This window comes from Trujillonella humicola (assembly GCF_046233715.1).
In the GTDB taxonomy this organism is placed as follows: domain Bacteria; phylum Actinomycetota; class Actinomycetes; order Mycobacteriales; family Geodermatophilaceae; genus Trujillonella; species Trujillonella humicola.
This window is the reverse complement of record NZ_JBJNRJ010000050.1, coordinates 2,595-15,449: the sequence shown is the minus strand read 5'-3', so window position 1 is coordinate 15,449 and position 12,855 is coordinate 2,595. Positions and strand designations below refer to the sequence as shown.

Annotated in this window: 13 protein-coding genes; 3 read left to right on the top strand and 10 right to left on the bottom strand. The window is 75.3% G+C overall.

Annotated features, from left to right (window positions below; all coding sequences use genetic code 11):
• Nucleotides 1-87 precede the first annotated feature (87 nt).
• Nucleotides 88-1,002: a hypothetical protein gene (locus ACK586_RS19880; protein ID WP_409332239.1), complete on the top strand. Its 915-nt coding sequence runs from the start codon at nucleotides 88-90 to the stop codon at nucleotides 1,000-1,002.
• A 90-nt stretch (nucleotides 1,003-1,092) separates the two neighbouring features.
• On the opposite strand, the gene phoH2 is transcribed toward ACK586_RS19880, so the two are convergent.
• The 4 genes from phoH2 to ACK586_RS19860 all read right to left on the bottom strand — a co-directional run bounded on the left by phoH2 (nucleotide 1,093) and on the right by ACK586_RS19860 (nucleotide 5,009).
• Nucleotides 1,093-2,388, bottom strand: a complete 1,296-nt coding sequence (gene phoH2, locus ACK586_RS19875; RefSeq protein ID WP_409332238.1) for an RNA 5'-3' helicase PhoH2 — start codon at nucleotides 2,386-2,388, stop codon at nucleotides 1,093-1,095.
• A 278-nt stretch (nucleotides 2,389-2,666) separates the two neighbouring features.
• Complete coding sequence (locus tag ACK586_RS19870) at nucleotides 2,667-2,993, bottom strand: hypothetical protein (RefSeq protein WP_409332237.1); 327 nt, start codon at nucleotides 2,991-2,993, stop codon at nucleotides 2,667-2,669.
• Between the two features lie 5 nt (nucleotides 2,994-2,998).
• Nucleotides 2,999-4,216, bottom strand: coding sequence for a DUF885 domain-containing protein (locus tag ACK586_RS19865; RefSeq protein WP_409332236.1), 1,218 nt, complete (start codon nucleotides 4,214-4,216; stop codon nucleotides 2,999-3,001).
• 13 nt (nucleotides 4,217-4,229) lie between these two features.
• On the bottom strand, nucleotides 4,230-5,009 hold the full coding sequence (locus ACK586_RS19860; protein WP_409332235.1) for an isoprenyl transferase: 780 nt from the start codon (nucleotides 5,007-5,009) through the stop codon (nucleotides 4,230-4,232).
• Between the two features lie 134 nt (nucleotides 5,010-5,143).
• Between ACK586_RS19860 and trhA the strand changes: the two genes are divergently transcribed.
• Nucleotides 5,144-5,959, top strand: a complete 816-nt coding sequence (trhA, locus tag ACK586_RS19855; protein WP_409332234.1) for a PAQR family membrane homeostasis protein TrhA — start codon at nucleotides 5,144-5,146, stop codon at nucleotides 5,957-5,959.
• A 4-nt stretch (nucleotides 5,960-5,963) separates the two neighbouring features.
• Here the strand turns inward: trhA and ACK586_RS19850 are convergent, their stop codons facing one another.
• The 6 genes from ACK586_RS19850 to ACK586_RS19825 form a co-directional block, all read right to left on the bottom strand.
• Nucleotides 5,964-7,214 (bottom strand): geranylgeranyl reductase family protein, encoded by a 1,251-nt coding sequence (locus ACK586_RS19850; RefSeq protein WP_409332233.1) that lies wholly within the window; start codon nucleotides 7,212-7,214, stop codon nucleotides 5,964-5,966.
• Between the two features lie 12 nt (nucleotides 7,215-7,226).
• Nucleotides 7,227-7,889, bottom strand: coding sequence for a maleylpyruvate isomerase N-terminal domain-containing protein (locus ACK586_RS19845; protein WP_409332232.1), 663 nt, complete (start codon nucleotides 7,887-7,889; stop codon nucleotides 7,227-7,229).
• Nucleotides 7,890-7,909: 20 nt separating this feature from the next.
• Nucleotides 7,910-8,512 (bottom strand): hypothetical protein, encoded by a 603-nt coding sequence (locus ACK586_RS19840; RefSeq protein WP_409332231.1) that lies wholly within the window; start codon nucleotides 8,510-8,512, stop codon nucleotides 7,910-7,912.
• 112 nt (nucleotides 8,513-8,624) lie between these two features.
• A complete protein-coding gene (locus tag ACK586_RS19835) occupies nucleotides 8,625-9,539 on the bottom strand; it encodes an ABC transporter permease (protein WP_409332230.1) in 915 nt (304 codons plus the stop codon).
• Nucleotides 9,529-10,335 carry an ABC transporter ATP-binding protein gene (locus tag ACK586_RS19830; protein ID WP_409332229.1) on the bottom strand — a complete coding sequence of 269 codons (807 nt, stop codon included), beginning with the start codon at nucleotides 10,333-10,335 and terminating at the stop codon, nucleotides 9,529-9,531. The genes ACK586_RS19835 and ACK586_RS19830 overlap by 11 nt, the downstream gene beginning before the upstream one ends.
• A 20-nt stretch (nucleotides 10,336-10,355) precedes the next feature.
• Nucleotides 10,356-11,447, bottom strand: coding sequence for an ABC transporter substrate-binding protein (locus tag ACK586_RS19825; RefSeq protein WP_409332228.1), 1,092 nt, complete (start codon nucleotides 11,445-11,447; stop codon nucleotides 10,356-10,358).
• A 723-nt stretch (nucleotides 11,448-12,170) separates the two neighbouring features.
• On the opposite strand from ACK586_RS19825, the gene ACK586_RS19820 reads away from it, so the two are divergent.
• Nucleotides 12,171-12,743 carry an AMIN-like domain-containing (lipo)protein gene (locus ACK586_RS19820; protein ID WP_409332227.1) on the top strand — a complete coding sequence of 191 codons (573 nt, stop codon included), beginning with the start codon at nucleotides 12,171-12,173 and terminating at the stop codon, nucleotides 12,741-12,743.
• Nucleotides 12,744-12,855: the final 112 nt, after the last annotated feature.

Genomic DNA, 12,855 nt, shown 5'->3' with positions numbered 1-12,855 from the left:
GGGACGACGCCGCAAGAGCCGCGGACGGTCGTCCACAGGTCCGGCCGATGACCTCCTCCGACGGCTCCCCCTCGCGACGCTCACCGGGTGACCGACCGCCCCACGCCTGCCCTGCTCCGCCCCGTCGCGCTCGCCGGGGGCTACTCCGACGACGAGCTGGCCCGCATGGTGCGCCGGCGGGAGCTCGTCCGTCTCCAGCGCGGTGCCCACGTCCAGCCGGACACGCCCACCGATGACCGCCTGCGGATGCTCGCGACGGCGGCGGGCCTGCGGGTGCCCGGCGTGGTGAGCCACGCCTCGGCGGCGCTGCTCCACGGACTGCCGCTGTGGCGGCTACCGGCGCGGAGGCTCCACGTGATCCGGCCTCCGGGGTCCGCCGGCAGTGGCAGCGCCCGGGTCCACCTCCACCTGGCTCGTCTACCGGACACCCAGGTGACGACAGTCGACGGCGTCGTCGTCACCGACGTCGCACGGACGGTCATCGACCTGGCGCGGACGGCGACCTTCGAGTCCGCGGTGGTGCTGGCGGACGCGGCGCTCAAGCGGGAGCTGACCACGGAGGACCGGCTGCGCAGCTGTCTCCAGGACATGGGGCCCGTCCCGGGCAGCCGCCGGGCGGCACGCGTGGTCGACTTCGCCGACGGCCGCAGTGGCAGCGTCGGCGAGAGCCGCAGCCGGGTGCTCATCCACCGGCTCGGGCTCCCAGCGCCGGACCTGCAGGTGGAGGTCCGGCGAGCCGACGGCTCGCGGATCGGGTTCTGCGACTTCGGCTGGGAGGAGGAGCGGACGGTTGCGGAGTTCGACGGGCGGATCAAGTACGGCCGCCTGCTCCGCCCGGGTCAGGAGCCCGGCGACGCGGTGTTCACCGAGAAGATCCGGGAGGACGACGTGCGCGACGCCGGCCGCGAGGTCGCTCGGTGGATCTGGGCAGACCTCGACCGCCCGCAGCGGATCGACGATCGCCTGCGCCGGGCATTCGCCAGAGGACGCCGACGCGGTTGAACCGCCGCTCTTGCGGTGCTCCTCGCGCTCCTGCGGTGCTGCAGGACCGCGAGAGCACGAGGGACACCGCAAGAGCGGAACCGGCCGTGGTCAGAGCGGGAGGTCCTCCAGCATCTCGGTCACCAGCGCCGCGATCGGCGAGCGCTCCGAGCGGGTCAGCGTCACGTGTGCGAACAGCGGGTGCCCCTTCAGCGCCTCGATGACCGCGGCGATGCCGTCGTGCCGGCCGACCCGCAGGTTGTCGCGCTGCGCGACGTCGTGCGTGAGCACCACCCGCGAGCCCGACCCCAGCCGGGAGAGCACCGTGAGCAGGACGCCGCGCTCGAGCGACTGCGCCTCGTCGACGATGACGAAGGAGTCGTGCAGCGACCGCCCGCGGATGTGGGTGAGCGGCAGGACCTCGATGAGCTCGCGGGCGGCGATCTCCTCGGTGACCTCGCGCGACACCAGCGCGCCCAGCGTGTCGTACACCGCCTGCGCCCAGGGCGACATCTTCTCGCCCTCGCTGCCGGGCAGGTAGCCCAGCTCCTGCCCGCCGACGGCGTAGAGCGGCCGGAAGATGACGACCTTCTTGTGCGCCCGCCGCTCCATCACCGACTCGAGCCCCGCGCACAGGGCCAGCGCCGACTTGCCGGTCCCGGCGCGCCCGCCGAGGGAGACGATGCCGATCTCCGGGTCCAGCAGCAGGTCCAGCGCCACCCGCTGCTCGGCAGAGCGACCGTGCAGGCCGAACGCCTCCCGGTCGCCGCGGACCAGCCGCACCTGCTTGTCCGGCGTGACCCGACCCAGCGCCGACCCACGGGAGCTGAGCAGCACCAGACCGGTGTGCGAGGGCAGCTCGGCGGCCGCGGGCACGAAGGTCTCCCCCACCTCGTACAGCGCGTCGAGCTCGGCGTCGTCCAGCGACAGCTCGGCCATGCCGGTCCAGCCGGCGTCGACGGCCTCCACCACCCGGTACTCGTCGGTGTCCAGGCCGACGGCGGCGGCCTTGACCCGCAGCGGCACGTCCTTGGTGATCAGGCAGACGTCGCGCCCCTCGGCCCGCAGGTTCAGCGCGACGACCATGATCCGGCTGTCGTTGCTGTCGTTGCGGAAACCGGCCGGCAGCACGGACGCGTCGCTGTGGTTCAGCTCCACGTGCAGGGCGCCGCCCTCGTCGCCGATGGGCACCGGTGCGTCCAGCCGGCCGTGCGCCAGGCGCAGGTCGTCGAGGATGCGCAGTGCCTGCCGGGCGAACCACCCCAGCTCGGGGTGGTGCCGCTTGTCCTCGAGCTCCCCGATGACGACCAGCGGGAGGACCACGTCGGAGTTCCCGAACCGGCGCAGGGCGCCCGGGTCGGAGAGCAGGACGGAGGTGTCGAGGACGAACGTGCGGCGTGTGGTCACGAGTCGACTCCCGTGGGGCGCCACCGAGGTGACAGGGCGCGCCCCCGCTCGAAGGTGGCCGGGCCCCGGCTCAGGGGCCGGGTACCGGCCCCCCTGGTCGACGAACTCGTCAGCACCAACCGGGCCTCCCGTGGACGGCGGAGGGATCCCCGTCGTCCATCCCGGACGCTAGGCCCGGCAGGTGACAGGAACATGTCGAGCGGGCCACGTGTCCCCCGAAGAGGGCACCACCGGCACCACCCGCACCAAGGACGGATCGCCCGGAGCCGGGGCGTGCGTCACCAGTCCCGGCGCGGCGGCCGCCGGGGGACGCGCGGCAGGGTGGGCGCCTCGCGGGTCGCGGGGTGGCCGTCGCCGGAGGACCGCCCGTCGGCCGGCGGGTCGCGCCACGGGTCGGCCGGGCGGACGGCGGGACGGTCGGCCGGGCGGACGGCGCCCCGCCTCGGCCGTGCCGCCACCAGCGCCCACACCAGCGGGACGGCGAGCACCGGCCACTGCAGGGCGAGGTCGCCGATCCAGAGGATCCCCGCGAGCAGCAGCACGAAGAGGCAACCGGCGCTCCAGAGGCCGAGCACGCGGGCCTCGGCGGGGCTGCGTCGTCCCATCGCGCTCAGGCGGCCTGCAGCTCGCCGGCGACGACGGCCGGGGTCAGCGGCTCGTCCAGCAGGCGCAGGAACCGGTCGGCCACGGGCTGCCCGGCCGTCCGGGCGTCGAGCCAGCGGGAGAGCAGCTCGAAGCCCTCGACGTAGGTGGTGATGTAGGCCCGCCACAGCGGGTGGGTGAGGAAGCGCAGCTGCTGGCGGGCCCGGTCGTGGCTCACCAGCGACCACTTCTGCAGGTGCGCGACGACGTCGTCGGGATCGGCGCCGCGGTCGTGCAGCATGATCGCGGCGTCCTGCCGCACGCGGTTGAGCGGCGCGGCCGCGGCGGCGACGCGCTCGGCGAGCGCCCCGTCGAAGCGCAGCCCCAGGTCGTCGAGCACCTCGGCCGCCCACGTCCCCCAGCCCTCGCCCACCGACGCCTGCACGCCGAGGTCGGCCAGCCCCTCGGCCATCAGGCACTCGGGGGTGTTGACCAGGAAGACCGTGTGCTCGATCCGCCCCGCGCGCTCGACCAGGCCCTGCTCCTTGCGGCAGTGCTCGGTGTGGTGGCCCGGGTAGGACTCGTGCGCGACCAGGTGCGGCAGCTGGCTGAGCCGGTGCGGCAGGTCGGCGTTGATGGCGACCCGCGAGCGGTAGGCCCCCTCGTAGTAGTTGAACCCCGACCACGGCTTGTCGGTGACCACCTCGTAGCGGACCGTCTCCACCTCGGGCAGCCCGTAGCCGGTGCGGACCCGGTCGCGCAGCGCGCTGGAGAGCGCCTGGACGGCGACCTCGAGGCGCTGCGGCGGGCACTCCTCGCGGCGGCGGTGGCGGGCGTAGCGCTCGGCGAGCGTCCCCTCCCCCCGCAGCAGCTCCCCGAGCCGGGCGTGCGCGGCGGCGTAGTCGGCCGGGTCGCCGAGCTCGACGTCCACCTGGAAGTAGCTGCGCGCCTCGTCGCGGAAGGCGACCGGCTCGCCGCTCATCTTCCGCGCGCTGCACTCCAGCCCGGTCAGCTGCCCGCGCAGGAACGCCGTCCGGTCGGCCGGCAGGCCGGCGACGTCGAGCTCGCCCAGCAGCGCCCGCGCCTGGTCGCGCAGCGCCTGCGCCGTGGGTGCCGGCTCGCTCTCGACCTCCGCGCGTACCCGGGGGTCCCCGGTGTAGGCGTCGACGAACCCGCTCTCCAGCCGGTCGAACCGCAGGCCCAGCCGGACGTACTCCCCGGCGACGTCGACCCCCGCTGCACTCATGGCGCCCACTCTCTCAACCGCCGAAGCGGCGGTGCCGGGCGGAGTAGGCGCGCAGCGCGCGCAGGAAGTCGACGCGGCGGAACTCCGGCCAGTACACGTCGGTGAAGTAGAACTCCGAGTGGGCGGTCTGCCACAACAGGAACCCCGACAGCCGCTGCTCCCCGCTGGTGCGGATGACCAGGTCGGGGTCGGGCTGGCCGCGGGTGTAGAGGTGCTCGGCGATGTGCTCGACGTCGAGGGTGTCCACCAGCTCCCCGATCGTCGTCCCGCGGGAGGCGTGCTCGGCGAGCAGCGACCGGACGGCGTCGGCGATCTCCCGCCGCCCGCCGTAGCCGACCGCCAGGTTGACCGTGGCCCCGGGCCGGTCGTGGGTGGCCTCCTCCGCCTGCTTGAGGACGGCGACGGTCTCGGCCGGGAGCAGCCCCAGCGCGCCCACCGGCCGCAGCTGCCAGCGGCGGTCGGGGGCCGACAGGTCCTCGGCGACGCCCTCGATGATCCGGAGCAGCGGCAGCAGCTCGGGCTCGGGCCGGGTGAGGTTGTCGGTGGAGAGCAGGAAGAGGGTGACCACCTCGACCCCGGCCTCGTCGCACCAGGCCAGCAGCGAGGCGATCCGGTCGGCGCCGCGCCGGTGCCCGGCGTTGGGGTCCTCGAGGCCGATCGACCGCGCCCAGCGGCGGTTCCCGTCGACGATGACGCCGACGTGCCGCGGCGTGTCCGCGCCGACCAGGGCCCGCGCCAGGCGCCGCTCGTAGACCTGGGTGAGCAGGTCGCGCACCAGCTGACGCACCCCCACGCGGGTCACCCTAGGCCCCCGCCCGGTGACGCGGCGCGGCCTCGGGTGAGTCCCTGCATGGGGACGCCGTCCTGACAGCCAGCTCACAGCCGGCAACGGGTGCAGCGCTCCCTACGCCTCCGTAACCTCGGTCCATGAGCAACGCGCCCGGCGGGTCCGGCGAGATCCGGGTCGAGGCGGACGGCGCCGAGATCCAGGCACCGGCCGCGCAGGCGCTCACCGCCGTCCGCGAGGAGGGCGAACGGATCGAGCGGGCCTGGACCGCGGCCGACTTCGGCGACGACGCCGACTGGGACCACCCCGACACCCGGCCCCGGATGCGCGGCTGGCTGCACCTGTTCGCCTTCTTCGGCGCGATCGCCGCCGGCGCCGTGCTCATCCCCCTGGCCTCGGTGCAGGGGGCGCGCGCCGGGTTCTCCGTCGCGGTCTACTGCGCCACCATCTGCGGGCTGTTCGGCATCAGCGCGCTGTACCACCGCCGTCGCTGGTCACCGCGCGGCTGGAAGATCATGAAGCGGCTGGACCACTCGATGATCTTCCTCTTCATCGCCGGCACCTACACGCCCTTCGCGCTGCTCGCCGTCGACCAGCCGTTCGGGTACTGGGTGCTGGTGGTCGTCTGGGCGGGCGCGATCGCCGGCGTCTCGCTCAAGCTGACCTGGCCGACGGCCCCGCGCTGGGTCGGCGTGCCGCTGTACATCGGGCTGGGCTGGGTCGCCGTCTTCTTCCTGACCGACATCCTGCACATCGCCGGCGTGGCGTCGCTGGTGCTGCTGGCCACCGGCGGCGTGCTGTACACGGTGGGCGGCGTCGCCTACGCGATCAAGAAGCCCAACCCCTGGCCCGGGACCTTCGGCTACCACGAGGTCTTCCACGCGATGACGATCGTGGCGGCGATCTGCCACTACATCGCCGTCTACTTCGCGGTCTTCAACTCCCCGTTCGTCTGAGGCGTCAGCTGAACGGACGGCGCTCGTCGAACCGCGCCGAGCCGCGCCCGGCCGCCCGCCACAGCCGTGCGACGACGTCGCGGTCGGCGTCGGTCACCAGGTTGCCCATCACGCGCAGGGCCACCGTCATGAGCGCCCGCGAGCGCATCCCCACCGGCCCGGCGGCGGGCAGGAAGCGCGGCACGGTGAGCAGGCCGGCCAGCCGGCGGGCGATGGAGAACGCCTCCCCGTAGTGCCGGCGCAGGGTCTCCGGCCAGGCGTGCGTCCAGTCCGGCTCGTCCAGGAGGTCGGCCAGCGTCCGGCCGGTCTCCAGCCCGTAGTCGATGCCCTCCCCGTTCAGCGGATTGACGCAGCCGGCGGCGTCCCCCACCAGCGCCCAGTTCCGCCCCGCCACCCCGGAGACCGCGCCGCCCATCGGCAGCAGCGCCGAGGCCGGCGCGCGCACCGGACCGTCGAGCTGCCAGTCCTCCCGGCGGGACGCGGCGTAGGCGTCCAGCAGCGGCCGCAGCTGCACGCCGGCCGGGCGGCGGGCGGTCGCCAGCGTGCCGACGCCGATGTTGACCTCGCCGGCGGCCGCGCCCAGGGGGAACACCCAGCCGTAGCCGGACAGCAGCTCCCCCGCGGTGCCGCGCAGCTCCAGGTGCGAGGAGATCCACTCGTCGTCGGCCCGCCCCGAGGGCAGGTACCCCCGGGCCGCGACCCCGTAGGCGGTGTCCCGGTGCCACTCCCGGCCCAGCACCCGGCCCAGCGGGGAGCGCACGCCGTCGGCCACCACGAGCCGCGCGCAGCCGACGGTGACCCGCTGCCCACCGGTCTCGAACACCACGCCGGTCACCCGGTCGCCGTCCCGCTCCACGTCCACGGCGCGGGCACCCTCCACCGGCGTCGCGCCGGCCTCCAGCGCGCACGCCCGGATCCGGGTGTCCAGCTCCGTGCGCGGCACCGCGCTGCCGTGGTCGGGGAACTCCCCGCCCGGCCAGGGCAGCTGCCACTCCTGGCCGAACCCGGCCGCGCGCAGGCCGCGGTTGCGGGCCCGTGACCGGGCCCAGTCGCCCAGGCCGAGCCGGTCCAGCTCGGCGATCGCCCGCGGGGTCAGCCCGTCGCCGCAGGCCTTGTCCCGCGGGAAGACGGCGGCATCGGCCAGCACCACCTCCCGCCCCGCCCGCGCGGCCCAGGCTGCGGCCGCCGAGCCGGCCGGACCGGCGCCGACGACCAGCACGTCGGTGGTCGGGGGCGGGGCGACGGCGCTGCTCACGCCTCCAGTGTCCTATCCGAGCAGCGGGAGGCGGTCGGCCGCCTCGGCCAGCGCCTGCCGGTCCCCCTCGGTCAGCGGTTCCCGCCCGGTGCCGCGGCGGGCCGCGCTGGCGTCGTCCCACCCCCGCGGCAGCGGCCGGCCCAGCAGCGCCTCGAGCACCCGCCGGACCTCGGCCAGCGGCCCGGCGCCCGGGCCGGGCCGGTCCAGGTGCGCGACCAGGTCGAGGTGGTGGACCGCGGCCTCCACCGCGAGCGTGGAGAGCAGGTCCGCGACGGTCAGCACGTGCCCCTGGGTGGCCACCAGGTCGCCGGGGTCCGCCCGGCCGGCCGAGACCAGCACCGCGGCGGCCGTCTCGGCGTACGGCCCGCGGATGCCGGCCAGCCCGCCGGTGACGCTCGCCGACACCCGCGTGGCCCACAGGTCGCGGCCCTCGTCCTCGGCGGTCGGCTGCCACGCGCGCCAGTAACCGACCGCGTCGGTCGTCACCGGGCCGGCCGTGGGGGTGGACAGCGCCACGAGGCCGCGGCGGGCGTCGGCCAGCAGGTGCCAGCCCAGGTCGACCGGCGTCCACCCGGCGCAGCCGGTGGGGCGCCACTGCTCCTCCGGCGTCAGCGCGGGCAGCAGCCCGGCGAGGTCGCCGTAGGCGGTGCGCAGCAGCTCGAGCGGGATGGCCACCCGGTCAGCGTGCCCCAGGGTCAGTCCGGCCGCGGCCCGCGCGACCGCACCTCCTCCACCGCGGTCATCGCGTCGCGCAGCTCGGTGAGCCAGGCCTCGGCATTGCGCCCGACCAGCCGCACCGCCCAGGCGAGCGCCTCCGAGCGCGAGCGGGCGACGCCGGCGTCGACCAGGGTGTCGAGCACCAGCCGCTCGGGCTGGCGCAGCCGGGTCATCACCGGCACCGACAGGGTGGTGAACAGCTCGCGGGCGTCGCCGCAGGCCGCTCCCCAGGCGACCGAACGGCCGTAGCGGTCCTGCGCGGCGTCGGCGATCGCCATCCGCTGCTCGCGGGTCTCCTCGCGGAACCGGGCGATGCGACCGGCCCGGGCGGCCGCGGCGTCGCCGTCCCCCACCTCCGGCTCCGGCAGCCGGCCGACGACGGTGATCTCGTCCCGGTCGATCGCCAGCTCCACGGGCTCGGTGAACCAGCCGTCAGGCAGCCGGCCGGCGAACCAGCCGGCGACCTCGGCACGGTCGACCGGCGGGGGTGCCTCCTGACCCCGACCGCGACCCGGTCCCCGGCCGCGGCCCCAGGGCCCACGGCCGCCGAACGCGGCGTCGGCGAAGCGGTGTGCGTGCATGACGGCCTCCTCGTGGCGCGTGTGATTACACGCTTACACGGTAGGACCGGGGCAGGAGACGTACCAGGGGTGTGGGTTCCGCCCTCGGCGGAACCCCCACCCCTGCACACCGTCAGCGGACGGTGAGCCCCCGGCGCACGAGGACCCGCTGCTCGAGCGGGGCGAACACGAGGAGCTCGATCGCGACGCCGACCGCGAGGATCAGCCCGATCGACGTGATGACCAGCGACATCTGCGACAGCTCGCGGCCCAGGTTGAGCAGCTGCCCGAGCCCCTGCCCCAGCTGCGGCGAGTAGGTGATCAGCTCGGCGGCCATGAGCGAGCGCCAGGCGAAGGCCCAACCCTGCCGCAGCCCGCCGAGGTAGCCGGGCAGGGCCGCGGGCAGCAGCACGTGCCGCGTGCGGCCCAGCGCCGACAGCCCGAGGACCCGGCCGACGCGGTCGAACAGCGGCGGGACCTGCTTCATGCCGCCGAGCAGCCCGTTGGCGATCGACGGGACCGCCCCGAGGAGGACGACGGTGTAGATGGCCGCGTTGGTCAACCCGAACCAGATGATCGCCGCCGGGACCCAGGCGACCGAGGGCAGGCTCTGCAGGCCGCTGACGATCGGGCCGATCGCCGCGCGCAGCCACCGGCTCCACCACATCGCCAGCCCCAGCAGGGTGCCGATCACGAGGGAGAGCCCGAAGCCGACCGCGCCCCGGCTGAGGCTGGTCCAGATCGCCGAGAACGCCCGGCCGTCGGTCACCGTGGCCCAGAAGACCTCCGCGACGTCGGCCGGCGAGGGCAGCGCGTACGGAGGTTTGATCTCCGCCGCGTAGGCGAGCTGCCAGACGCCGACCAGCGCGGCCAGGAAGACGATCGGCGGCAGGACCGACCGGACGAACCGCTTTCCCAGGCCCGGCCCGGGGGGCAGCGTCACCTCCGTGTCGAGCGCGTCGAGGCCCGCCTCGAGCGCCCGGGTCTCGTCGTCGGGCGCTGCGGCCGGCCGGCCCCCACCCCCGGCCGCCTGCGTGCTAGTGGCCATGGCGGCTGATCTCCCGGTGCAGCTCGGCGGTGATCTCCGCGGCGAGCTCGCTGACGCCCGACGACTCGATCGTCCGCGGCTGGGTGAGGTCGACCGGCCACTCCCGCACGATGCGGCCGGGGCGGGAGCCCATGAGCACGACCCGCGTCCCCAGCCGCACGGCCTCGCGCACGTTGTGCGTGACGAAGACGACGGAGAGCTGTTGCTCGGCCCAGATCCGCGCGAGCTCCAGGTGCAGCACGTCGCGGGTGATGGCGTCGAGCGCGGCGAACGGCTCGTCCATCAGCAGCACCGGGCTGTCCTGCGCCAGGGCACGGGCGAGGGCCACCCGCTGGCGCATGCCGCCCGACAGCTCGTGCACCCGCTTGCCGGTGTGCTCGTCGAGGTTCACCAGCGACAGCAGCCGCCCGGCCTCGGTCCGCCGGTCGGCGCGGCCGACGCCGCGCGCCTTGAGCGCGAGCTCGACGTTGCCGCTGGCGGTCAGCCAGGGCAGGAGAGCCGGCTCCTGGAACATCAGCGCCGGCCGCCGGGCGCTGACCTCAACCTCCCCGCCCGTGGGCTCGACGAGTCCGGCGATCAGGTTGAGCAGCGTGGACTTGCCGCAGCCCGAGGCACCCACCAGGCAGACGAACTCGCCCGGCGCCACGGTGAGGTCGACGCCGTCCAGCACGGGCGGCCGGCCGCGCTCGAAGACCTGGGACACCCCGCTGACCCGCACGGCAGGGGGCGGAACCGGACCTCCGGTCTCACCGGGGCGCACCCGGGGGGACTCGGCGAGGAGCTGCCTGGCGGTCATCGTGTCTCCCTGGGGACGGCTCAGGCCTCGCCCAGGCCGCCGGCGTCAACCGGCTCCAGGTCGAGGTCGGAGAGGATGGAGTTGAGCGGGCGGAGGTCGTAGATGCCGTCGATGTCGACGAGCTCCTCGGTGGTGCCGGCGTCGAAGCCGTCCTGTGCCGATTCCTCGAGCGTCGCGGCCAGCGGGTCCCAGGTGACGGAGAGGTTCTCCCAGGCACGGTCGAGCACCTGGGCGTCCAGCGCCGAGCTGCCGGCGCCCTCCAGCCCTGCGTTGACGGCCTCCTTGGCGGCGGCCGGGTCGTCGGTGGCGAGCTGGACCGCGGCGACGTGGCCACGCAGCAGGGCGTCGACCGTCTCGGGGTACTGCTCGAGGAACTCCGTGCGCACGATCAGGTGCGTCGTCACGAACTCCCCGTCGGGCCAGATGTCGCGCTCGTCGACCAGCACCTGAGCGCCGGCCTCGAGGACCAGGCGGGAGGCCCACGGCTCGGGAAGCCAGGCGCCGTCGAGGTCGCCGGACCGGAAGAGCTGAAGGGTGTCGGCGTTCGGCGTCGGGGCGATGGTGACGTCACCGCCACCCTGGATGCTGTTCTCCAGGCCCTGCTCGGTCAGCCAGGTGCGCAGGGCGACGTCCTGGGTGTTGCCCAGCTGGGGCGTGGCCAGCGTCGTGCCCCGTAGGTCCTCCGGGGAGTCGATGCCCTCCCGGACGACGAGCTGGGCGCCGCCGGAGGCGGCACCGGCGATGATCCGGATGGCGGCGCCGTCGCTCTGCCCGTAGGCGTTGATCGCGGGGCTCGGGCCGATGTAGGAGGCGTCGAGCGCGCCGGCGAAGACCGCCTCGACGACGTCCGGGCCGGCGTTGAACACCTGGGTGGTCAGCTCGGTGTCCCCGAGCTCGGCCTCGAAGAGGCCCTGCTCCACGCCGATCAGAGCGGCGGCGTGCGTGACGTTGGCGAAGTAGCCGAGGCGGAGCTCGGCGGCGGCACCCGAGCCGCCGGAGTCACCGGAGCCGCCGGAGTCCGAGTCGTCGCCGCAGGCGGCCAGGCCGACGACCAGCGGCACGAGGGCCAGCAGGGAGAGGGCGCGGCGGCGGGTCGTGCGGTGGTCTGTCATGTGTCCTCGTCTGAGCGGAGGCGCACGGCGACGACGGGAGCCACGGGCAGCGCGTCGACGGACCGCGCACCCGGGAAGGGGTCAGGAAGCGGCGGCGTCAGGCCACCGGACAGAGAGCACTGCTGAGCCACCCGTGGTCGACGTGGCGAGAGGCCACGAGCAGGGGCAGCGGAGGCACGGCGGAAACATAACGCACACCATCCCCATCGCATCAGTGGGGTTTGCCACGGCCCGGTCCGCCCGGCACGTCCGGCCTTCCGGATCCGTCCTGGCGAACCTCGCCCGCCGCTCGGGTGATCGGTCGATCACAGCGGCAACACCTTGCCAACCGACACGCCGATCATTCGTCGGTCCTGGACATCGCGGGGCCTTGCTGCTCCGCGGCGCGTCGGCGGACTCTGCCGCTGATCCGATCAACGTCGCCCGGAGGTCGCCATGACCCCGCGTACCAGCCGCACCGGTCGGCACGCCCACGTCGACCGGCTCGCGGCCCGGCCCGCCGTGGATGCCGCACGCGTCGGGTGAGCACGGGTCCGGTCGCCGCCCCGCCGGGTGGCGCCCGGGCCCCGGTCCGGCCGGTCCCCGGCCGGGCGGGCGGGAGGAGCGGGCGGACGACGTCCCCCGCGACCGCACGGGGTCCCGCCTCCTGCGCGACGGCGCCCGTCCGCCGCCGTCGTCGGAGTCCAGGACACCGCAGCACCCTCCGCCTCCGAGGAGGCAGCCATGTCCCGTCCCCGCATCCTCCGTGCCGTCGCCGCCCTGGTGGGCGCCGCCGCCCTCTCGCTGACCCTCCTGACCGGCACCGCGTCCGCGGCGCCCTTCTGCGGTCAGGTCTGGGGGTCCACCCCGGAGCACTCGCAGCAGTACGACCGGGAGCGGCTCCTGAACGTCCGCTCCGGCCAGCACGCCTGCTTCGACCGCCTGGTCCTCGACCTCGGCGGGCAGGACACCACCTTCGGCTCCTACGACGTCCGCTACGTCGCCCGGGTCGCCGAGGACGGCTCCGGCCGGCCGGTCCCCGTCCGGGGCGGCGCCGTCCTGCAGGTGGTCGTCCACGCGCCGGCGTACGACGACCTGGGCCGGCCGACCTACCTGCCGCGCGACCCGCGGGAGGTGGTCGCCGTCGGCGGCTACGCGACGTTCCGCCAGGTCGCGTGGGCCGGCTCGTTCGAGGGGCAGACGACCCTGGCCCTCGGCGTCCGCGCCCGGCTGCCGTTCCGCGTCTTCGTCCTGCCGGGGACGCCGAACAGCGACCACACCCCGCGGCTGGTGATCGACGTCGCCCACCGCTGGTGAGCCGACCGGCCGGCCCGGGAGTCCCCGCCCGGGGGGGGGGGGGCCGCCGGGGGCGGGCGGCGGGGGGCGGGGGGGGGCGGGCCGGCGGGGCGCGGTCGGATGTGGCGGGGGG